We start from the raw sequence: 20908 nt of genomic DNA, 5'->3' as shown, positions 1-20908 counted from the left end.
CTCGCGCGACAGACAATCCCGGTAGTCCCGCGATCGCGTGCACGGCAACTATAGTAACCGCTACATTCCCCAGTTATAGTGATCACTACACTTTGATTCGACCCCGAGGAAGCTCCGTGACGTTATCAACCGCCGACACCACCGTCGTGTCGTCCAGCTGGAGCGATATCGCGACTTTGGAGGGGCGCGAGTTCACCGGAGGCTGGTTCTCCGTGGACGCCGATCGCCTTGAGCCCTTCGACTTCGCCACGTACACCGACCAAAACTCGTTCGCTCTCGAAGGCTCGAACTTTCCGGATGGCCTGATCGAAGGATTCCACCTGCTGGGTCTGCTCGACCACCTCTCCAATCAGGTCCTGTACATCGACGACCCCGCCTGGACCGGCTGGAACTACGGCCTGGACCGGGTTCGCTTCGTCAGTCCCCTGACGACCAACGACACCTTCAGGATCCGTGGCACCGTCGCCGAGGTGACACCCCGCGGTGACGGCTACCTGCTGCTTCTGAGCTGCTGGTTCGAGGTACGCGGGAGAACCAAGCCGGCGATGACAGCAGAATGGCGAGTCCTCTGGACGATGGGAAATGGGTCGACGCATGAATGACGAGATCGTATGGATGGCGGGACACGAGCTCGCTGACAAGATCCGGGAGCGGGACATCTCGCCCACCGAGGCCGTCACCGCGGTCCTGGAGCGACTCGAAGAAGTCGAGCCGGCGATCAACGCCTTCGTCACCGTCACTGCTGACGCGGCGCTGGCAGGCGCCAAGGTCGCAGAGCGCGTACTCCTCGACCCCAAGGCCGATCTGGGTTCACTCCACGGCGTGCCGATCACGGTCAAGGACCTGTGCGACACGGCCGGCGTACGTACGACGTACGGGTCCAAGAGCTTCAGCGACCACATCCCTGAACGCGATGCCGTCACCTGGTCACGCCTCAAGGCGGCCGGTGCCATTCTGATCGGCAAGACCACAACACCGGAGTTCGGCATGCTCGGGGTCACCGACAGCCAGCTGACCGGACGCACCAGCACCCCCTGGGCGAAGACTCACACCTCGGGTGGCTCCAGCGGTGGGGCGGCGGCATCCGTCGCGTCCGGCGTTGCGCCCTTCGCCTGGGGGTCCGACGGCGGCGGGTCGATCCGCGTACCGGCGGCGTGCTGCGGCGTCGTCGGCCTAAAGGCATCGATGGGGCGTTTCCCGGTGCAGACCCCCTGGGAGTCTGTCGGGACAGACGGGCCGCTAACGCGCAACGTCCGCGACGCCGCCCTGCTGATGTCAGTGGCCGTAGGTCCGGACGCGCGGGATCCGCTGTCCTTGCCGTGGACGTCGGATGACTGGGTCGGTGCCACGATCGGTGCGTCGCTCGGCGGGATGCGTGTTGCCTACTCGCCTGACTTCGGCACAGCCGAGGTCGATCATGAGGTACGCCAGATCGTGGAGCAGGCACTCGATGACCTACGTTCGGGAGGAGCTGCTGTCGAACAGGTCAATCTGATCCTCCCCGACCCAGTTTCCTACTTTCGGGCGTTCTGGACACCCGCGTTCGCCGACGAGCTCGGCGACGACCTGCTCTCCGGCGCCACGGACTCCTCCACCGTGCATCCCATGATGCTGGAAATGGCCCGACAGGGTCAGCAGCTGGGCGCCCTGGAGTATTACCGAACGGCCACGCGAACCCGAGGCGAGATATCGAACGGTTTCGCGGAGGTGTTCGAGTCCTTCGACATTCTCGTCACCCCGACCATGCCGGTGACGGCATTCCCTCACCCTGGCCGCGAAGCAGGCCCGACCGAGATCAACGGGAAGCCCGTCAGCCACCCTGCCACAGATTTCCACCGCCTGACCGAACCGCCTAGCCACGCCGGCCTCCCGGCGGTCACCGTGCCGTGCGGATTCAGCGCGGAAGGTTTGCCCGTCGGAATCCAGTTCATCGGCCCACGACATGCCGACGCCGCGATCCTCGCCGCAGCAGCCGCGTACGAGTCGCTGACCGACTGGTCCTCGCGGCGCCCGCCCGTGTAGCCGACCGATCCCCGTTCAACCCTCGACAAAGGCGCCCGATGACTGCTCCGACTGCCCTTGACCTGCGTGCCACACCTGTCGACGTTCCTGCATACGACGGGGTCACTCTCGCGACCGACGTCTACCTGCCCGAACAGCAGGAGGACCTCGACGCGGTCCTGATCCGGCTCCCCTACGACAAGTGCGGCCGATACACATTCATCCCTCAGATCGCGGCGTACCTCAACGACCACGGGTTCGCCGTTGTCGCACAGGACGTGCGCGGAAAGTTCAGGTCAGGCGGGCAACCAGACCCATTCGTCAACGAAGCAGCGGACGGCGCGGCGACGCTTGACTGGATCAGCGGGCAACCGTGGTCGACCGGGCGGGCGGGCATGCTCGGGGATTCGTACTACGGCTTCACCCAGTGGGCGGCCGCATCGACCGGGCATCCGGCCCTCAAGGCCATCGTGCCCAGGGTCACCGGGACGGCGCTCGCGGAGGTTCTGTCAGCCAGCTCCGTACCTCGTATCCCGTTCTACGAATGGATCGTCCAGACCTTCTCCCAAGCCCTGGGGCTCGACGATCCGCTGGCGACTACGGCCGACACCACCCTCCACCTGCCTGCGGATCCTGACCGGATCACCCGGATCATTCACGAGTTAGAAGTACGAGTCGGAGAGGGGACGTTCATCGAGTCGGTCTTCGGCGGACCGCGTCCCTCCGAAGTCATCGACGTCCCTGCACTCCACGTCGGCGGGTGGTGGGACAACCTGCAGCACGCCCAGCTCTTGGACTGGTCCCTCGCGGCGAGCTCGCCTGCGGCAGAGCACCAATTCCTGCGGATGAACGCATCCGATCACGAGGACTTCGAGCTCAAGCCCGAGGAACGCGAGCGTCGACGGCACCACGAGGATGACGATGAGCTGGCGGCCTATCTGCCGCGCATGCTGGACGAACCGATCTCGTTTCTCCGGCACTACGTGAGTGGCCACACAGATCGTTGGGACGCGCCGACCGTCCGATTCAAGGTGGCACACGATGACTGGCGCTCTGCCACGTCCTGGCCACCGCCGGTCGTCCGCGGCACGACCTTCCACCTCGGTGACGGGCCCGATGCGACGCAGAGTCGCGCCGGCGGAAGTCTGTCCACGACGCCTGAGCTCGACGCGGAGCCGGCGCGATGGACGCACGACCCTCGCCAACCCGTGCCCTCGCCGATCGCGGACGACTGGGGGATCCTGTTCGACCTCCCGGACGAGTCGGCACTCCACGAACGCGATGATGTCCCCACGTTCACGTCGCAACCGTTGATCGAAGACCTCGACATTCTTGGCCCGGTGACGGCGCAGATCGCCGCAGGGTCCTCGGGCGGGTCCGGCCATGTGATTGTCCGGTTGCTGGATGTCGACCCGTCTGGTGCGGCATACCTGATCCGCGAAGGCGCGGCGATCGCCGAGACGTCGCCGGATGCTCCACACACCACCGTCGACCTGGGCCACACGGCTTATCGCGTCCGAGCCGGGCACCGGCTGCGTCTGGCGATCAGCAGCAGCCTGTTCCCGCTCTACGCACTCGGACCCGTCAGCGAGACTTTGACGCTGGGTTCACCGGTTGCGTCTCAGTCCGCATGGCTCGATCCCAGCCGATCCTCCCTCACGTTCGGAGCGGCCGACTGACGTTAGCGCTCAGAAGCCGATGAGGAGGCCGGCATAGTTCTCGGCCAGCCCGGCGCCGGCGCCGCGGTCCACACTGGGCCATCCTCATCCCAGCCGAGTGGTAGGACGTACGCGACGCGCTCGACCTCCTCCTCCGCTGACACTTCACTCGGCATGTTCAATCACAATCAACCATTTCCGCATTATCGCTGACATTTCAGTCCCAAACACCTTCCTCGAAGCCTTCAAAATCGTCCGGCACGCATGCTACGAAGGACGTAGATGGGTCGCCCGGCAACGGGCGGCCCACGACGCATTTTCGGGCATGTCGTTGAACGTCGTTTGAGGTGATGAGTCGTGCATGGTGGTGTGAAGGTCTACCGCGGCAACCCGGCTGCCGCCCGCAATTACGTCGAGACCGATCACGCCCGCGTGGACGACTACTACCTCGCCGAGGGAACCGGTCTGGCCGAACGCTTCGTCGCAACGCCCGATGGTGTCGAGGCCGCAGGTGCACTCGACGGTGACATGTACGAGGCGTGGGTGGCCGGCCGAGATCCGCTGAGCGGAGAATCACGTGGCCGCTTGCGTCAGGACTCGTCCGCCGTGCGATTCGTCGAGGTCGTGGTCAACGGTCCGAAGACTTGGTCGCTGGCCGCTGCCCTTGACCCGAAGATCGCCGAAGCCTACGACGCAGCGCAGGATCGGGCCGCCGGGCAGATCATCGGGTGGCTGGCACAGCACGCGACGACCCGCGTCGGCCCACGCGGACGGCAGGTGCAGGCCCCGGTCGAGCGGATCGAGGCCGCGACCGTGCGCCACTACACGTCCCGTGCCGGCGACCCACATCGTCACCTACACCTGCAGATCAACGCACGCGTCTGGGCCGCAGGCAAGTGGCGAGGGCTCCACACTGTCGGCGTCCGCGACATGATCGACGCGATCAACGGCATCGGCCACGCCGCCGTGATGTGCGATCCGCAGTTTCGACAGGCGCTCGCCGACCGCGGTTTCTCCCTCGACAGTCAGTCGGGCGAGGTGAATGAGCTGGCCGGATTCGCCGGGCCGTTCTCGGCTCGAGCCCGTCAGATCGGAAGGAACATCGAGCGATATGAGGCCGCGTGGCGTGACGCCCACCCGGGCGCTGAGCCAGGCCGGGATCTCCTGCGCACCTGGGACCGGCGGGCCTGGTCGGAGGCACGCCCAGACAAGGTCATCCCGACCGATGGCGCGACGCTGACAGACCGGTGGGTCGATGAGCTGCACCAGCTCGGATTCCGCTCCCCCACCCGCCCAGCGAGACTGCCCGCGACGCGTACGGGCGCACTCTACCGAGACGAAGCCGTCACCACAGTCCTGTCGCGACTCGGCACAAAACGATCAGCGTGGAACGCCGCCGACATACGCGGCTCGGTCGAGCAGCTCATCTCCAGGCAGGGGGTCGTCGCTGACCCCGGAGTGCGGATCGAGCTGGCCGAAGACCTGACCGCAAGGGCTGTCGCGGCCAGCGTGTCGCTGCTCGAGAACGAGGGCGTACCCGAACACATCCGGTCCCTCACGTCCCGCGACGTGCTCGCGGTGGAGGCCGACCTGAGCGCATCCTTCGCGTCACGTGCGTCGCTGCCGGGATTGCCGGAGCCGGTCGACGTCGAGAACCTCGATGAAGCGCAGACGCAAGCAGTTGCCCGTCTGGCCGGGACCTACCGTCTCGTCGTGATCGAGGGAGCTGCTGGCGCCGGCAAGACGGCAACTCTCGCGGCCGCCGGGACCGCCCTCACTCATGCCGGCGAGCGAATGATGGTCGTCACGCCGACGTTGAAGGCAGCACACGTAGCAGCGGCGGAGATCGGGTCCCGGGCGTACTCCGCCGCGTGGCTCGCCCATCAATACGGATTCTCGTGGGACGACGACAGTCGCTGGAGTCGCAAACCTTCGATCCCATCCGACGATGCCCGTCTGCGTCGTGGCGACCTTCTGCTGATCGACGAGGCAGGGATGCTCGACCAGGACACGGCCCGAGCACTGACAGTCATCGCCGACGAGACCGGCGCACGCCTCGCCTTGATCGGCGACAGTCACCAGCTGCCTGCCGTCGGACGCGGCGGCGTGCTCGATCTTGCGGCACGCTGGGTCGACCTAGACGCGACGGTGACGCTGGACGGCGTTCACCGGTTCACCGACCCCGAGTACGCGACCCTCAGCCTCTCCATGCGCTCTGGCGAGCACCCAGAGACGGTGTTCGACCAACTGGTGCAACGCGGTCAGGTCGCCCTCTACGCCGACGAAACATCGCGCACCGCAGCGCTCGCCAGTGACGCGGCCACGACCGGAGCGCTCGTCGTGGCGGACACCCGCGAACAGGTAGCCGACCTCAACCAAGCTGTCCGCGACCGCCTCATCGCCAGCGGGCAGGTCGACGACTCCCGCGCACTCGTCACCCATGACGGTGAGCGGATCGGGGTCGGCGACCGGGTGGCGACCCGGCGCAACGCATCCGAGTTCGGCGTCGCCAACCGCGACACCTGGACCGTCACCGCGTTGCGTGACGACGGCACCGTCCATCTCACCGGAAAGGCAGGCGCACGCGAGGTCTCGGCTGAATATGCACGCCAGTACGTCGAGCTCGCCTACGCCTCCACCGTCTACGGCGCCCAAGGCGAAACCACCCGCGCTGCCCACCTGGTGCTGGGCGAACACACCGGCGCCGCATCGGCCTACGTCGCCATGACCCGCGGCCGAGAGGCCAACACCGCGCACCTGATCGCCGAGAACCTCGACGACGCCCGCCAACAATGGCTCCTCACCTTCGCCCGCAACCGCGCCGACCTCGGCCCTGCCCACGCCGGACGACTCGCCGCCGAAGAGGCCGCCAAGTACGAGCCCTACATCGATCCTCAGCGCCTCGCGGAGCACGACCGATCGGCGCGCGGGACACGTCGACCGTCCGAACCCGTTCCCAAGATGTCCCGCCGTCCCGGGTCCGGCCCGAGCATCGGTTTCTGACCAGGAACGTCAACTGGCAACCCCATCCCGAGAACAAATCCAAAATTCGGGGGGACGTTGCCCTGACCTGCGACGACGCCAATCTTCACGCCAACGTTCCCCCTCGAATTTGCACCCGGGGGGACAAATCCGGCGACATCCCCTGCCCAGTTTGGGAGCCAACCAAAGTCGTGGCCCACCGGCCCAGATCGAGGAGAACCATCGTGAGCACCACACCATCTTCCCTGCACCGCGAGCTTTCCCATACCGACGACGAACTGATGACGTTGAAGGAGGTCGCCGCGCTCGTCCGAGTCCCCGAAGCGACACTGCGCTACTGGCGACACCTCGGCACAGGCCCCCAAGGCTTCCGCATCGGACGATCGGTCCGCTACTGGCGCACCGAGGTCTGGGCCTGGCTCGAGGAGCAGGCCAGCACCCAGAAGTCACGCTGATGACTGCGCAGCAGGCGGGGCGCGAGGTCCCTACCTACGTCAGCCTGGAGCACGCCGCGCAGATCACCGAACAGTCGGTCAAGACCATCCGGCGACGGATCGCTGACGGCACCCTGCCCGCGTACCGGTTCGGAGGCCGCAACATTCGCATCCGACTCGACGACCTGGAAGCAGCCGCTCGGCTCATCCCAACCGCCCAGCCGTGGAGGAAGAACTCATGAACAGCGTCCCCGGCGACCTAAGCGTGACGGCCCGCTGAGTACTTCTCGGTTAGGATATCTAAAGTAGAAGTTCAAACCGTGGACGGGAGGCCCTCATGGCCGAGCATGTCGAGCGCTGGTGGCGCCCAGACGACGCCGGTGGCCTGAGCCGGAAGGACCGGACCCCGGGCTGCTACACGGCGTATGTCCCAGACGAGCTGGGCGATCATCTTCCGGTCCTCGGGCCGGCAGCGCAGTCGGCCGCAGAGGACGCGCTGGCAGTACTCGCGCGGGCCGATGAGCGGATCGGGGCGCGAGGTCGTTACCTGAACCACCTGCTGATCCGTTCCGAATCCATCTCGTCCTCGTGGATCGAGGGCAACCGGGTCACCCCGAAACGGCTTGCGATCGCCGAACTGCTGCACCAAGGCCCAAGACAGGCTCTGGACGTGGTCGCGAACGTGCGGGCGACCGAGGCCGCGATCGCCGACCTGGCCGACCGGGACCGGCCGATCACGACCGATGACATCGTGGACCTCCAGCAGGTCATCGAGCCACGCCTGCAGCGTGGTTTGCGGCAAGAGCAGAACTGGGTTGGCGGACCGGGTTGGTCACCCCTGCGAGCGGAGTTCGTGCCACCTCCGGAGTCCGAGGTGCCGCGCCTGGTCGCCGACCTCGCCCGCTTCGCCACCGCCACCAGCGGAAACCCCGTTGTGCGGGCGGCACTCGTTCACGCGCAGTTCGAGACGATCCACCCCTTCATCGACGGCAACGGCCGCACCGGGCGCGCCCTCATCCACACCGTCCTGCGCCGAGCGGACGCGCTTCGCAACACCCTCATCCCGATCAGCACCGTCTTCGCCGGCGACACCGACTCCTACATCGCCGGGCTCACCGACTACCGGGCCGACCCGCCGAGACTGGACGAATGGGTGGCCGGCTTCGCCCAAGCCGCCGAACGCGCCACCGGCAACGCCGTCCAACTCTCGCAGGACATCGCCGCACTGGACGAACAGGTGCACACCCAGCTGGTGGCCTTCCGCCGCGACCGCGGCCTGAACCCGGCGGTGCCACGCCGGGACGCGGTGGTCCTGCGGATCCTCGACGCTCTCGCCTCCGACCCCGTTCTCACCGCCGAGTCCGTCAGCACCCGCCTGCAGGTGTCGCCCGCAGCCGCGCACCGCGCTCTGACCGAGCTCACCGAAGCGGGCATCCTGGGACGCGCGAAGGAGAAGGGCCGACTGATCTGCTGGACCGCCGACCGGCACCTTGACCTCGTCGCCCTCACCGAACGAAGCAACCGCGTCGGCGGCGGCGACACCAAGGACCGTAAGCCCAGGCTCGGCCCACCCCGGCCCCTCTAGCTCGGCGCGATATGCCCGCTAGAGCCGGTCGGCGAGGTTGTCATCGGCCTCCGCCGCCGAGTGCTGATAGATCGCCGAGGTGGCCAGATCGGTGTGACCGAAGCGGGCCAGGAGATCTGCCGGACGAGCCCCGGCGTCGACCGCATCGGAGATCGCCGTGTGGCGTAAGAGGTGCCAACGAGCGTTTGGCACGCCAGCTTCGACACGAGCGCGGAACCAGCCACGGCCCTTGCTCGGATGCTGGCGCCCCTTCCCATGCTTGCGCACGCCGGGCTTCTCGCCGTAGAGGACGCTCGACGTCAGATGACCGCCTGATGGACCAGGAAACAGGAGTCCGTCGGCCCCCCGTGCGGCGTACTTCGACAGATGCGTCTCCAGCTCGTCATGCAGCCTCGATGGGATGGCCACGGTCCGGATGCCAGCGTCAGTCTTCGGTGTCCCCTCGACGACCGCCTTGCGCCCGTCTGGTCCTTTCGCCAGCGAGACGGCGCGCTCGATCCGCAGGCGCGCCCTGGTCATCACCTTTGCATCGTCCCTGAGGATGGTCAGGTCGCTCCTGCGGAGGGCGGCCATCTCACCGAACCGGACGCCGGTGCCCGCCGACAGCAGGACGGCGAACCGATACTGCGGAGGCATGGCATCAGCCAAGGTCTCGACCTGTTCCCGAGTCAAGCGGAATGTCCGCTTCGGGTCCCTGCGCCTCACGACCTTGCCCTGAGTCTTCCGGCGGCTGGTGGTTGCTGGGTTGCTCGCCAGCTCCGTGCGTTCGATCGCGAGGTTAAGCACCGCGCGTAGGAGGTCGAAGGCTTGCTGTCGTTGTCGCGGGGCGGGTGGCAAGCTGGCTCTCCACTCGGCGACGTCACTCGGCGTCAGGCTTGCCGCATCCCGGTCGCCCAGATCGATCACGCCGGGCTTGTCAGCACGGATCAGACGTTCCCACTGGTATGTGTAGATGTCGCGGGTCCGCGGCTTGAGATCACCCTCGCCCATGTAGGCCGCGAACACCTGATCGAGCGTCATCGTGGATTGCGGGACGTTCGCGGGTCGAGCGTCTGGTGAGACCCACGTGCCCAGCGCGATCTGCCCTCGCACGACGGCCAGCCACTCATCAGCGTCCGTGAGCGTGTCGAACGTCAGCGGTGCGGTGTAGCGCCGTTGGTCCGGGCCGACATATCGGGCTTGGAGGCGCCCAGAGGACATCTGCCGGAGCGTTCCGAACCCACCTCGACCAGCGATTCGGCGTCGCCTAAGGTCTGCAGCTAGCTTCGCTTTGGCTGCTGGCGTCATCTTCAGCAATGGTTACCTCCCCCGATTTTGTGCCCTCCAGGTGCCCTAACTCTTGGCCTACGGTGGGTATTCGTGGCCACTCTTGAACACACTGTCGCACGCAATTGCGCCTGTCATTGCAGTCTATATTACGGGAATTGCAGTGAGCATGGGCGACCCCTGGAAACTGGTTCGATTCCTGTCGGGGGCACACCACACTTTCACTGCCGTTCAGCGCACGGATCTCGATGCGGCTCTGTGTTACGGCTTCAGCTCGTCCCCGTGCACGGTCAGCGCCCAGATGACCAGGATGTCGACGGCGATCATCAGGACGCACCAGATCGGGTACGCCGCGAGGAAGCCGATGTTCACGACCACGCTGATCATCGCGAGCACGACGCCAAGGACACGCGCCCAGATCCTGCCGGTGAACAGCGCGATTCCGGCAAGAACGATGATGATCCCGCCGATGAGGTGAATCCATCCCCAGGTGGTGTAGTCAACGTGGACGGTCAGCCCGGACTTGGCGACCAGGAAGTACTCATCCTGGAACAACGCCATGAGCCCTTGGACGCCGTGGAAGATGCCCACCAGGATCATCATCACGGCAGCGAATGAGATCCAGCCGACCCAACCCGTCATCTCGGTGGATTGCACGTTCTGCCGGTGCGACTCCGGTGCGCTGCTTGACGCGTCTCTAGGCTGTGCGAACTGCGACATGGCCGCTCCATTCCTCTGAGTGTCGAGCTTCTGCTCCAGACTTCGCTGAACCGGCGTCCTGCGCCTCACCCCGAGTGGGTGAGAGTCACGAACCGAAGCCGACGGCTCACCCGAGAATGTGGATGGCGTACGAAACAGCAAAGCCCAACGTCGTCACGGCGCCGACGAGCTTGCCACACGTTGGACGAAGACGAACTGGATCGGGAGGTCTTCGCTCAGCCGTTGAGGATGCGGTTCTTCTGCTGCTCGAACTCGTACTCGTTGAGCACCCCGGCGTCCTTGAGCCCACCCAGCTCCTTGAGCTGGGCCAGCTTGTCGTCCATGTCGACGGCGGGTGCGGCCGGCGGAGGAGGCGGCGCGGCATACTGCTCGGGAGCTTGCTGCTGCTCTTGAGCGGCCCACCGACCCGCCTGTCGCCGCGAGACCCGGTTGGAGACTGCGGTCGCGGTGCCGGCGACCACCGCCGTGCGCGCCACTCCGCGGAGGAGACCTGGCATGGCTCTGCCTTTCTTCTCGTGACTCAGGTTGAGGTGTCGGCGGTCTCGACGGCGTCGAGTGCCGCGAGCAACGCCTGGACGGGGATACGACCACTGGCGACGAGCTGCCCGCCGCCGCGCCTCAGCGCACTGGCGAACGGACCAGCCCAGACGTTCTCGTAGACGAGGATCCCGGCCGAGCTACCCGGCTCGAGGACGTTGCCGGCTTCGTGGATGTCATCCTCGCCGAGCAGCCCGGAGGAAGCGCCCTCGAAGGCCGCGAGGTCGAGCTGGCCGTCACCGTCGAGGTCCGCGATCGCGATTCCGCGGACAGACCCGTCGGGGTCCTTCGTGACGAACATCAGGTCGATGATGCGGATGATGCCGCGTTCCACCAGGTCCATGAGGATCGGAAAGCCCTCCCCCGTCATCTTGCTCCCAGGGAACTCCACCACGAGGTAGTCGATCGGTCCCATCTCGTCGACACTCGCGCGTCCCCCCTGGTCGAGGTCGTTGGTCATGCGCTCCTCCTCGGTCATGCGCTCCTCCTCGGTCATGCGCTCCTCCTCGAAGATTCCGAAAGCGGGTCGTGATCACCGCCTCCCTCGGACCCTAGGCAACGGCGTCGAGGCCTCGCATCACCCGTTTCGGATGAATCGGTCAGGAGTTGATGTCGGAACGATGGACGGTGAGCGCGCGGATGACGACATCCGGACAGGTGCAGCGGATGGTGAGTGGCCTGGGACGCCTGTGCGGGGCGCGTCGGACGTGAAAGGCGGTGTGGCTGGTGGTCGGTGGCGGCGCCGGTGACGGGCAGCGCCGACCCGTGGCGGTGATCTGAGTGCCGTGGCTACCGGCAGAGCGCTCGCGTGACTTGACCGCGCTTTCCGAACGCGTGCGCAGCTCCTTCCTCGGGCGTTGCGTGCTGCGGTTCGTCCTTATCCAAGGATTCGACCGCTGCATCGTGATTTCCGCCCAGTCCTTCACCGCGCTCATCCCCTTGTTCATCGTCGTCGCCAGCGCCGCTCCGGCCGGGCAGGAGGACGTGATCAGCCAGGCGATCATCAAACGGTTCGCGCTCAGCGGAGAACCGGCCGCTGCGGTGGAGCAGCTGTTCACCACTCCCCCGGATGCGACGAGCGAGACGACGCTCTTCAGCGCACTGTTGCTCATTTACTCCGGCGTCGCCTTCACCAGGGGTCTGCAGCGGATGTACCGAGCAGCCTGGGGCCAGGACAAGGCCGGTATTCGGAGCACCCTTTTCGCCTCGCTCGGCCTGACGGCCCTGATCCTCGAAGTGGTCGTCGCCTACTGGATCCGCGCGTTCGTGAGCCGTTTCCCGCTGGAGTGGCTCTGGGCGATCCCGTTGTCGGCTGCGATCGGCTTCGTGCTGTGGACCTCGATCCCGTACCTGCTCCTGGACCGGCAGGTGCACTGGCGACGGTTGCTGGCTGCAGGTGTTACATCGTCTCTGGGGATGACCCTCTTCGCGTTCGCCACACCGATCTACATACCGCAGCTCATGACCCGCGCCACCGCCGATTTCGGCCTGTTCGGGGTCACCATCACCATCGTCGGCTGGCTGCTGGTCGCTGCTGGCATCCTCGTCGCCGCCGCCGTCATCGGAGCCGAGTTCGACGCCTCGGTCACACCATGGCTTTTGGGCGTGAAGAACAGGTTCGCACTAGTGGACCCGTGTCGTGAGGCCGAGGAGGTCGCCGTCGCAAACAGTCAGGGACTCACCAGCGCCGACCTGCTCGCCTTGGCCAGGCTCCTGGTCAACTGGCTGATCATGGCGGCGGCCGTCTGGATAGCAACAGCTGTGGTCCCCGGCATCAACGTGAGCGGCGGGCTGGCCACGTACCTCTTCGTGTCGCTGCTCTTCGGAATGGTCAACGCATTACTGGGCCCGGTGTTGGCCTGGCTGGCCGGCTCCCAGTCCTGGCTCCGTCTCGGGGGCTCGGCGCTGCTCGTGAACGGGATCCTGTTCGCCCTGACGGCTGGCCTGAGCCCGAACCTGGACATCGCCGGCCTCGGCAGCGCGGTGCTGGGGTCCCTTGTGGTCGCGGTAGCTGGAACCTTGCTCGAGCTGGTCGTCCGGCCTGTCCCGCCACCGTAGGTCACCCGGGTCCACGTTGTCACCGGGTCACCCGAGCCGGGTGATGTGTCAGCACACTGCCGGGAGCCAGTCTCGAGACCCGGGACTGGCTTGCCGCTGGAGGATCTATGAATGACACGGAGTTCGCCCCGCGGCTCGCGCCCGAGCAGCTCTCGGAGTTGATGAGCCTCATCCAGGACTCCGACTCCGTGGAGCTGAAGTTGACCGTGCCTGACGGGAACCAGCGTTCGGCTGTCCAGGCTCTGCAGATGGACCCTCTTGAGGCCGAAATACGCCAGGTCCTCTTTTTCGACACGCCCGACCTGCGGCTCAACCAGCACGGGCTCATCGTTCGCGCCCGGAGGACCACCCGGGGCGACGACAGCGTGGTCAAGCTGCGCCCGGTGGTGCCGAGCGAGATCTCCGCCGACCTCCGGTCCCTCAAGGGTTTCGGGGTGGAGGTCGATGCGATGCCCGGTGGCTTCGTGTGCTCCGGCCGCATGCGAGCAAAGATGCGCGCGGGCAAGGTGAAGGAGGCGATGGCTGGCGCGCGTTCGGTCAAGTCGCTCTTCGACAAGAAGCAGCGAGCCTTCTTCGCGGACTGCGCTCCCGCCGGTATCTCCCTCGACGAACTGACCATCCTTGGGCCCGTCCTCGTCTTGAAGCTGAAGTTCCCACCGAGCGGCTTCGACCGCTTGCTCGTCGCCGAACTCTGGCTGTACCCGGACGGATCCCGCATCCTCGAGCTTTCGACCAAGGCGGCGACCACCCACGCGGTCGAGGTGACAGTTCGCACCAAGCAGTTCCTCCAGGAGCGTGGCATCGATCTGACCGGCGAGCAGCAGACCAAGACGAAGACGGCGCTCGAGTTCTTCTCGTCCGAACTGCGGTAGGACGCGGACGGTCGTCACGACGACTCACCCGTCCAGGGTGAACGATCCGGCGCCACGCCGCTCCTACTCTGGCGACATGGCCGGATGCGAAAGATCACCCCGCCAGATTGGTCTCACCGAGGAGTCGTCATGCTCAAGCAACTGATCATCGTCTGGTTCGTCGTGGCCGGCGCCATCGGCATCACCGCCGCCCTGATTTCGTCGGTCGAGATCAGCGGAGGTTTCCTCGGGCTCCTCTGGGTGGCTTTGCTGTTCGGCTTCGTCAATGCCCTCATCGGACCACTGCTGCGCCTCATCTCACTCCCGCTGACGCTCATCACGTTCGGTCTGTTCTCGCTTGTCGTGAACGCAGCCCTGCTGGGCATCACCGCGTCGCTCACCGACTCGCTCGACGTCGGTGGCTTCTTCCCGACGGTTCTGGCGGCGGTCGTCATCTCGATCGTGTCCGCCATCTTGCTGTTCGTCGTCGGCAGGATGTTCGACGGGTCCGACTCAGCCTCGTCCGCGTCTGCCGCCTAGGACCGGTGCTCCGCCCGACTCTCAGATCACTGGGGGCACCGTCTGCTCCGGCTCGACCTCCGGCTCGGCTGCCAGGACGGCGAGCACGAACAGCACGGCGGCGGTCCCCAGCACGAATGCCAGCGCGGTTCCGCCGGTGGGGTGGTCCTTCGCCAGGTAGGCAACAGCTGCGATGCCGACAACGGCGATCCGGATCGGGCCGCGATACTGAGACAGCGCGACGCCGAGCTTCCCCGTCCTCAGACCCGCCCTGGCGGTGCCCCTCCGTAGTCCGTCGATGCCCCTGACCAGTCCCGCCCGCGCTGTCGCCCCGGCTCCCCGACTCGCGCTGAACCAGGCCACGACGGCCACCGTGAGGCCGACGACGGCCACGCCCCTGAGGGCCAAGCGGATGAAGGAGACCAGTTGGTCGTAGATTGCTCCGGCGGCTGCCGGTGAGCTGCTCTCCGGGAGGGCGTCGAGATAGATCGGTCGGATCGCGTTGAGAGTGGCTCCCAACAGGAGCATGCTGCCGGCCACGGCCAGGCCCGACACCAAGAACCAGCGCCGGCGGTCCCTCGACACCGCTATGGCGGTGGCCACCAAGGCAAGCCCCACCACGGGCAACCAGGTGCTCAGGTTGTCCAGTACGCCGAGCAGGCTCTGCACCGTGGCCAGGTCGTCCGACTCGACGATCGTGAACGACGCTGCCACCTCGGGGATCCTGTCCGCGATCCCGAAGCCGGCCTCGACCAGCTGCTGCTTGAGCGTGTTGATCAGCACCGCGAGGTTCACGCTGACGGCGCCCCTGTCGACCTCGACGGAGCCCCCGGTCTCCCCCGTGAGGGCCGCCACCAGCTCAGTGTGCGCCGCGCGGTTCGCCTCCACCCAGGCCTRCTCGAACGCGTCCGAGCGCACCAGGGTCGTGATCCGATCATGGATGAAGCTGCGCACTCCGTTCGCGAGGGGGCCCGTGAGGGCGCTGAGCGTAGCCACGGCGTCCTCCGGCACTCCCTGGTTCTCGAGCGCCACGACGACCTGGTCGATGGTTGCGTCGAGATCCAGGTACCTGTAGACGACTTGCTCCACACGTACGACGATCGCGTCCTGCACGTCGGGGTTGCTCGCGAGCGGTGCCACCGTCTCGATGTACCTGTCGGTGTCTTGGATCTGACCACTGGCCCAGGTGGCCAGCACCGACAACGGCGCCAAGAGGGCGGCGACCGTGACGAGCAGGCCGGCCACCACCGGTCGCCACCAACCACGTCGGTCTGTGGAGGCCGGGCCCCCGACCGAGGCTCTGAGCCGCGCGATCTCCGCCTGGAGCCTGGCCACCTCCTCGGCGGACGGGTCGGGAGGAGGTTCAACCGGCTCGGACCTGGTCATGCCTCATCGTGCGACCGAAACCGGCTCGTGGCGTCACCCGCCATGGGTGACGCGCCGCACATCACATGGGCAGAGGGTGAGATCTCATACGACCTGTCGATGAATCGAGAAAGCCCATGTCGAGCGCGGCATACGAGATCCGCACAGCGGGGGAAGTGTCCCAAGACACGCTTGAGGATTTTGAGGGGGTCACGGTCTCGACAGACCCCCTCGGGACCACGATCCACGCCATGCTGGCCGACGAGGCCGAGCTGCACGGACTCCTCGACGCCCTCAGCCGCGCGGGTGTCGTGCTGGTTGACGTCCGTCGGGAAAGGTTCTCGGACCCGAGATCTCCCGTCGAGAAGAAGCCGCCCGCTGATCCCTCCACAGGAGATTGAGGTGCTCAGCGAGCCGGACGCCTGGCCCTCATGTGAGGAGGCTGACTCCGCCGGGCCGACGAGCAACCCAGTCAAGATGATCGCGATCCCCACACTGATCACGGGAAAAAGGTTCCGTATGATGGGTTTCGAGGAGTGGCACGTGGAGTGAGTTCGCTATGACGAGCAACGACGCCGAATCACGGTTCGGCGATGTTGGGGCGCCTGCGCCTGTCGACCAGCTCCTCGAAGCCAAGCTCCATCGCCCGCGCAGGCGGGACAGCTGGGTCCGCCGAGATCGTCTTGTCCACGCGTTGGATCGAGGCGTCCGTCTTCCGGTCACCCTGGTGGCTGCTCCGGCGGGGTACGGCAAGACCACCCTGCTCGCACAGTGGTTGGAGGGGGCTGACCGTCCGGTGACCGCGTGGGTGTCCCTGGACAGCGGCGACAACGACTCCGACCGGCTGTGGACCCATGTCGCAGCGGCTTTGGAGCGTGCCGGCTGCGTGCTCACTGGTAGCGAGCCGGCCCGCGTGGTGGGTGCCGACGCCGGCGTCACCGTAGGAGCGGTCCTGCCCGAACTGGTCAACGCTCTCGCGGCCGCTCCCGACGACGTCGTCCTGGTCCTCGACGACTTCCACTTCATCGAGTCGCCGGCATGCCACGAACAGGTACAGTTCCTGATCGCGAACCTGCCCGCGCAGGCGCACCTGGTCATCGTCACCCGCTCCGATCCTGGCCTTCGACTGGGCCGACTCCGCGCGTCCAGCGACCTGGCCGAGATCCGAGCCGGCGAGCTCAGCTTCACCGTGGAAGAGGCAATCGAGCTGCTGGCCATCAATCATGTGCAGCTGGCTGACGCGACCGTATCGCAGCTCATGGAACGCACGGAGGGCTGGCCGGCCGGCCTCTACCTTGCCACGTTGTCGCTTGCTGGTCGGACCGACGCCGATGACTTCGTGCGGAAGCTCAGCGCGGGAAACCGCTTCATCGGCGACTACCTCACCGAAGAGGTGCTCAACCGCCACACAGACCGGGTGCGGGACTTCATCAGGACTGCCTCGGTCCTGGACCGGTTCTCTGCGTCCTTGTGTGACTACATGGCCGCCACCACCGACGCAGCAACCATTCTCCATGATCTCGAACGCTCGAACATGTTCGTCGTCCCCCTCGACCAGACAGGCGACTGGTTCCGCTTCCACAATCTGTTCGCCGCAGTGGCGCGCAGTGAGCTGGAGCTCACCCATCCCGATCGCGTGCGGTCCCTGCACCAGCGAGCTGCCGAATGGTTCAGGGATCGGGGCCACACTGACGAAGCAGTGCAACACCTCCTGGCCGCCGGCAAAGCCGAGGATGCCGCGCGCCTCATCCAGGCCAACTGGCTGACGTTCGTCGACGCCGGCCGCGGCGCCACGGTGGTGGGTTGGCTCAACGCCCTGGGCCCGCCTGCCGGCACTACGAGCCCGGCGACCCTCGTCACCGCCGCGTGGATGGCTGCCTTGACGGGCAACGAGTCGCTTCTGGCCCAGCACCTCGACGCGCTGGCCGAGTTCGGTGACTACGGCCCCCTGCCCGACGGATCCCGTTCGGTCGAGTCCGCCGGCGCCCTGATCCGAGGGCTCTTCGGTTACGGCGACCCCCTCGAGACCTTTGAAGCCGCCCAGCGCGCGGTCGAGATCGAGACGGACCCTCAATCGCCGTTCTACCCCATCGCACACACCGGCCTTGGTCACGCGGGATTCCTGCTGGGGGATCTGGAGCTGGCGATCACGCACCTGAGACAGGCCTCCCGCAGTGACCGCGTTCAGGGAGTGCTTCGAGTGCTCAGACTCTCGATCCAGTCGTTCGTCGAGTCCGAACGTGGCGACTTCGTGCGTGCCCGTCAGTGCGCAGAACTCGCGATGGAGATCGTCGATGCTCGTGGCCTGCGCGCTTCGACGCACGCCGCCTTCGCGTTCACAGCCCTCGGGCAGTCGCAGGCCACTGCGGGCAAGCTGGACGACGCACTCGCCACCCTCGAGGTGGGGCAGGCCCTGCGCCGCCAGACCTCGGCCCAAGGCGTGTGGAGTCCTGTCCACCACCTGCTCGTCACGGCGCGGGTGGCCGCTCAGGCAGGGCGCTCTGCGATGGCGCGCGAACTGCTCGGCGAGCTGACCACCCGGATGAGTCGCTACACGAGAGGCATGGCGGCGATGCAGGCGAGGATGACCGAAATCCGCCTGCTCCTTGAAGATGAGGATGCGGCGGACCTGATCCTCGAGCCGCTGACCGATCGAGAGCTCGACGTGCTGCGGCTGCTGCCACACGACCTGAGTCTCCACGAGATTGCCGGCGAGCTCTACCTCTCCCCCAACACGGTCAAGACGCACGCGAGGACTGCATATCGCAAGCTGGGCGCGCACTCGCGGTCAGAGGCCGTCCTGCGCGCTCGGCGGCGGTCGCTGATCTGAGGGTCGCAGCGTGATCWCACCCGGGTGAGATCACGCTGCGGGTTAGCCGAACTCACCCGAACGGGTGGCATGATCAGGTTGCACCGGTCGCCCCCCAGACCCCCTGGATGTGCCATGACTCCGAGTGATGTTCCGCCAAGTTCCACCTTCCCGACTCTCGTAAGTGGGGCCGACGCCGACCCTTCGTTGGCCTCAGACGAACAGACGACCGATGAGCCCTCCGCGGACCATGCGACCTTGGGGTGGGCAGTTGTCGAGATTCGGCGCGACGGAACCTGGGGAGTTCCCGACGTCGTTCCGGCCACCGTGCCGGTCGATTCAACGGCGCCTGACGCGCTTGCCGCGGCAGCGGGCGGGCGGGCGCAAGAGCTCGCGCCGCTCTTGCAGGCCCCCTTGGGGTCGCTTTACGTGTCGAACGGGGACCTGCTCAAGGCTGCCGCTGCGTTCAGGCGCGGGACGCGGTCCAGCACATCGTCGCCAGGCTGCATCGACTGCCTGGGGCGGCTCGCCCACGTCATGGCGCTCCAGGGTGAACTCCGGCGCGCCAGCCGACTGGCCCGGCGGGTGCACGACTCCGCCTCAGTGACAGCCGGTGCAGGCTTCGACCACGCCCAAATGGCGAGGTCCTGGATCGCACTGGAGCGTGCAGACTTCGCTGAGGCCCGCCGACGCCTCCAGGTGGTAGCCCGTTCGAGCGTCGTCGACCAGGACCCATGGCTGGCCGCGAGCTCGCTGCTGGTCGAGGCGCGGGTGCTGATGGCCACGGGTGAGCCCGAGGCCAGCAGGCGCCTGCTCGCAGGCGCCTGCGAGTTCGGGTCGCCACTCGACGGCCCTGGATGGTTGTCGGACCTCGTCACGATCGCCAGGGCGGAGGCGCTGTTGGCATCCGGGGAACCGCAACGCTCGCTGGCAGCCCTGACACCCATGCCGGAGCATGCGGGCACAGCGGCAGCGGTGGTGGTGGCGTCCGCCCGGCGATGGATCGGCGACGCCCGTGGGGCCCAAGCAGTTCTGGGCAGCGTCGCGGCCGACCTGGACCGCGAACCGTTGGCGCTGCAGGTCCAGGCATGGCTGCTCGAAGCCCGGCTCGCCGAGGACCGGGGCAAGCATGACCGGGCACATTGCCTGGTGGATCGGGCCCTGCGCTCGGCGGCCGCTGAACAGATGCGACTGCCGTTGATCGCTGACTGGCGCTGGCTCCGTCGGCACGTCGGCCGTGACCCGGCGCTCCAGTGCTCGCATCGGGAGTTCCTGTCGACCTGTCAGGTCGACAAGGCCACATCACGAGGCCGAACGCGCCATGGAGCTGCGGAGGCACGCCGCGGAACTGCAGAGGGGCTCGTGGCGCCATTGACCGAGAGGGAGGGGCAGGTCCTCGATCTCATGGCCGAGATGTGCTCGACGGAGGAGATCGCCGCGGCACTCTACGTGTCGTCCAACACGGTCAAGACCCACGTCAGGGGCATCTTCGGCAAGCTCTGTGTGAACCGCCGCGTGGACGCCGTACGTCGGGGTCGGAAGATCGGGCTCTGCTGACGCTCGGGGATCATTGGGCGGAATCATCCCGGATCGGCTCCGAGCACTCCCGACCTCCCTTCGGCGGCCTTGGAACGGGCATCACCCTGCGCACCCTCTCGATGCCGGCGCCGTAGCTCGTGCACGCTCGCAGGAAGCGGCGCAGCCCTGTCGAACCGACCGACAGCCGCACCTGGGTTTGCTCGGGCACGACGCAGTGGGCGCAGCGCAGGTTGTGCAGGAACGACTCTCCGAGCTCACCGGCGACCTGGACCTCGTAGCTGCCCTCGTCCGGATGCTTCGGGTCGGGCTCGGTCGTCCGGTGGATGTCAGTGAGGACGACCCCGACCGTACGAAGCTTCCCGAGCAGGGTGTCGAGCTGGGCCGGCCCTCCCGGCTCGGGTCGCAGCGCTGTCTGCGGGCCTATGGTTGCTACCGCCATCGGCGAGAACTGCGACCGCAAGGAGTCCGGCAAGTGCGGATGCAGCGCGATGTCGTACACGACCTCCTGACCTGTCTCCGTGTCCGTCTCCGTCTCTGACAAAGCCATCATGTTCACACCGTCCTTCCTCGGCTCGCCCATCGCG

General features: G+C 66.7%; 19 protein-coding genes. 13 read left to right on the top strand and 6 right to left on the bottom strand.

Annotation, left to right across the window (positions count from 1 at the left end):
* Nucleotides 1–116: 116 nt before the first annotated feature.
* From AC1DVU_RS17135 to AC1DVU_RS17105, 7 genes are all read left to right on the top strand, one after another.
* Nucleotides 117–602 carry a hotdog family protein gene (locus tag AC1DVU_RS17135; RefSeq protein ID WP_476923673.1) on the top strand — a complete coding sequence of 162 codons (486 nt, stop codon included), beginning with the start codon at nucleotides 117–119 and terminating at the stop codon, nucleotides 600–602.
* Nucleotides 595–2022, top strand: coding sequence for an amidase (locus AC1DVU_RS17130; protein ID WP_476923672.1), 1428 nt, complete (start codon nucleotides 595–597; stop codon nucleotides 2020–2022). The genes AC1DVU_RS17135 and AC1DVU_RS17130 overlap by 8 nt, the downstream gene beginning before the upstream one ends.
* Before the next feature lie 38 nt (nucleotides 2023–2060).
* Nucleotides 2061–3680, top strand: a complete 1620-nt coding sequence (locus AC1DVU_RS17125; RefSeq protein ID WP_476923671.1) for a CocE/NonD family hydrolase — start codon at nucleotides 2061–2063, stop codon at nucleotides 3678–3680.
* A gap of 348 nt (nucleotides 3681–4028) precedes the next feature.
* Complete coding sequence (mobF, locus tag AC1DVU_RS17120) at nucleotides 4029–6662, top strand: MobF family relaxase (RefSeq protein ID WP_476923670.1); 2634 nt, start codon at nucleotides 4029–4031, stop codon at nucleotides 6660–6662.
* Between the two features lie 203 nt (nucleotides 6663–6865).
* Entirely contained in the window at nucleotides 6866–7096 is a 231-nt protein-coding gene (locus AC1DVU_RS17115) for a helix-turn-helix transcriptional regulator (RefSeq protein ID WP_476923669.1), read from the top strand.
* Entirely contained in the window at nucleotides 7096–7317 is a 222-nt protein-coding gene (locus AC1DVU_RS17110; protein ID WP_476923668.1) for a helix-turn-helix domain-containing protein, read from the top strand. Before AC1DVU_RS17115 ends, AC1DVU_RS17110 begins: the two co-directional genes overlap by 1 nt.
* Nucleotides 7318–7412: 95 nt before the next feature.
* On the top strand, nucleotides 7413–8660 hold the full coding sequence (locus AC1DVU_RS17105) for a Fic family protein (RefSeq protein WP_476923667.1): 1248 nt from the start codon (nucleotides 7413–7415) through the stop codon (nucleotides 8658–8660).
* Between the two features lie 18 nt (nucleotides 8661–8678).
* On the opposite strand, the gene AC1DVU_RS17100 is transcribed toward AC1DVU_RS17105, so the two are convergent.
* The 4 genes from AC1DVU_RS17100 to AC1DVU_RS17085 all read right to left on the bottom strand — a co-directional run bounded on the left by AC1DVU_RS17100 (nucleotide 8679) and on the right by AC1DVU_RS17085 (nucleotide 11679).
* Complete coding sequence (locus tag AC1DVU_RS17100) at nucleotides 8679–9947, bottom strand: tyrosine-type recombinase/integrase (protein ID WP_476923666.1); 1269 nt, start codon at nucleotides 9945–9947, stop codon at nucleotides 8679–8681.
* A 240-nt stretch (nucleotides 9948–10187) separates the two neighbouring features.
* Nucleotides 10188–10583 (bottom strand): DUF7144 family membrane protein, encoded by a 396-nt coding sequence (locus AC1DVU_RS17095; protein ID WP_476923665.1) that lies wholly within the window; start codon nucleotides 10581–10583, stop codon nucleotides 10188–10190.
* 278 nt (nucleotides 10584–10861) lie between these two features.
* Nucleotides 10862–11143 (bottom strand): SHOCT domain-containing protein, encoded by a 282-nt coding sequence (locus AC1DVU_RS17090; protein ID WP_476923664.1) that lies wholly within the window; start codon nucleotides 11141–11143, stop codon nucleotides 10862–10864.
* 23 nt (nucleotides 11144–11166) lie between these two features.
* Nucleotides 11167–11679: a DUF6325 family protein gene (locus tag AC1DVU_RS17085; protein WP_476923663.1), complete on the bottom strand. Its 513-nt coding sequence runs from the start codon at nucleotides 11677–11679 to the stop codon at nucleotides 11167–11169.
* A gap of 407 nt (nucleotides 11680–12086) precedes the next feature.
* Between AC1DVU_RS17085 and AC1DVU_RS17080 the strand changes: the two genes are divergently transcribed.
* The 3 genes from AC1DVU_RS17080 (at nucleotide 12087) to AC1DVU_RS17070 (ending at nucleotide 14632) form a co-directional block, all read left to right on the top strand.
* Nucleotides 12087–13241, top strand: coding sequence for a YhjD/YihY/BrkB family envelope integrity protein (locus AC1DVU_RS17080; protein ID WP_476923662.1), 1155 nt, complete (start codon nucleotides 12087–12089; stop codon nucleotides 13239–13241).
* Nucleotides 13242–13441: 200 nt separating this feature from the next.
* Entirely contained in the window at nucleotides 13442–14113 is a 672-nt protein-coding gene (locus AC1DVU_RS17075) for a hypothetical protein (RefSeq protein ID WP_476923661.1), read from the top strand.
* A gap of 129 nt (nucleotides 14114–14242) precedes the next feature.
* A complete protein-coding gene (locus AC1DVU_RS17070) occupies nucleotides 14243–14632 on the top strand; it encodes a phage holin family protein (protein ID WP_476923660.1) in 390 nt (129 codons plus the stop codon).
* 21 nt (nucleotides 14633–14653) lie between these two features.
* Here AC1DVU_RS17070 and AC1DVU_RS17065 read toward each other — a convergent pair whose 3' ends face one another.
* Nucleotides 14654–15997 carry a hypothetical protein gene (locus AC1DVU_RS17065; RefSeq protein WP_476923659.1) on the bottom strand — a complete coding sequence of 448 codons (1344 nt, stop codon included), beginning with the start codon at nucleotides 15995–15997 and terminating at the stop codon, nucleotides 14654–14656.
* Nucleotides 15998–16113: 116 nt separating this feature from the next.
* Between AC1DVU_RS17065 and AC1DVU_RS17060 the strand changes: the two genes are divergently transcribed.
* The 3 genes from AC1DVU_RS17060 to AC1DVU_RS17050 all read left to right on the top strand — a co-directional run bounded on the left by AC1DVU_RS17060 (nucleotide 16114) and on the right by AC1DVU_RS17050 (nucleotide 20342).
* On the top strand, nucleotides 16114–16377 hold the full coding sequence (locus AC1DVU_RS17060) for a hypothetical protein (protein ID WP_476923658.1): 264 nt from the start codon (nucleotides 16114–16116) through the stop codon (nucleotides 16375–16377).
* A 158-nt stretch (nucleotides 16378–16535) separates the two neighbouring features.
* Nucleotides 16536–18806, top strand: a complete 2271-nt coding sequence (locus tag AC1DVU_RS17055; RefSeq protein WP_476923657.1) for a winged helix-turn-helix domain-containing protein — start codon at nucleotides 16536–16538, stop codon at nucleotides 18804–18806.
* Between the two features lie 237 nt (nucleotides 18807–19043).
* Nucleotides 19044–20342, top strand: a complete 1299-nt coding sequence (locus AC1DVU_RS17050; protein ID WP_476923656.1) for a LuxR C-terminal-related transcriptional regulator — start codon at nucleotides 19044–19046, stop codon at nucleotides 20340–20342.
* Between the two features lie 10 nt (nucleotides 20343–20352).
* Here AC1DVU_RS17050 and AC1DVU_RS17045 read toward each other — a convergent pair whose 3' ends face one another.
* Complete coding sequence (locus tag AC1DVU_RS17045; RefSeq protein WP_476923655.1) at nucleotides 20353–20904, bottom strand: hypothetical protein; 552 nt, start codon at nucleotides 20902–20904, stop codon at nucleotides 20353–20355.
* Nucleotides 20905–20908: the final 4 nt, after the last annotated feature.

This window comes from Aeromicrobium sp. P2_G6 (assembly GCF_056403535.1).
The sequence above is the reverse complement of the archived record's forward strand: the minus strand, read 5'-3'. Positions and strand labels throughout refer to the sequence as shown.

Excerpts from the sequence above, each read along its gene's own strand:
- AC1DVU_RS17060 (WP_476923658.1), top strand. The coding sequence starts at position 16,114 with ATGTCGAGCGCGGCATACGAGATCCGCACAGCGGGGGAAGTGTCCCAA.
- AC1DVU_RS17085 (WP_476923663.1), bottom strand. The coding sequence starts at position 11,679 with ATGACCGAGGAGGAGCGCATGACCGAGGAGGAGCGCATGACCAACGAC.
- AC1DVU_RS17090 (WP_476923664.1), bottom strand. The coding sequence starts at position 11,143 with ATGCCAGGTCTCCTCCGCGGAGTGGCGCGCACGGCGGTGGTCGCCGGC.
- AC1DVU_RS17045 (WP_476923655.1), bottom strand. The coding sequence starts at position 20,904 with ATGGGCGAGCCGAGGAAGGACGGTGTGAACATGATGGCTTTGTCAGAG.
- AC1DVU_RS17110 (WP_476923668.1), top strand. The coding sequence starts at position 7,096 with ATGACTGCGCAGCAGGCGGGGCGCGAGGTCCCTACCTACGTCAGCCTG.
- AC1DVU_RS17105 (WP_476923667.1), top strand. The coding sequence starts at position 7,413 with ATGGCCGAGCATGTCGAGCGCTGGTGGCGCCCAGACGACGCCGGTGGC.
- AC1DVU_RS17070 (WP_476923660.1), top strand. The coding sequence starts at position 14,243 with ATGCTCAAGCAACTGATCATCGTCTGGTTCGTCGTGGCCGGCGCCATC.
- AC1DVU_RS17130 (WP_476923672.1), top strand. The coding sequence starts at position 595 with ATGAATGACGAGATCGTATGGATGGCGGGACACGAGCTCGCTGACAAG.
- AC1DVU_RS17125 (WP_476923671.1), top strand. The coding sequence starts at position 2,061 with ATGACTGCTCCGACTGCCCTTGACCTGCGTGCCACACCTGTCGACGTT.
- AC1DVU_RS17100 (WP_476923666.1), bottom strand. The coding sequence starts at position 9,947 with ATGACGCCAGCAGCCAAAGCGAAGCTAGCTGCAGACCTTAGGCGACGC.
- AC1DVU_RS17055 (WP_476923657.1), top strand. The coding sequence starts at position 16,536 with ATGACGAGCAACGACGCCGAATCACGGTTCGGCGATGTTGGGGCGCCT.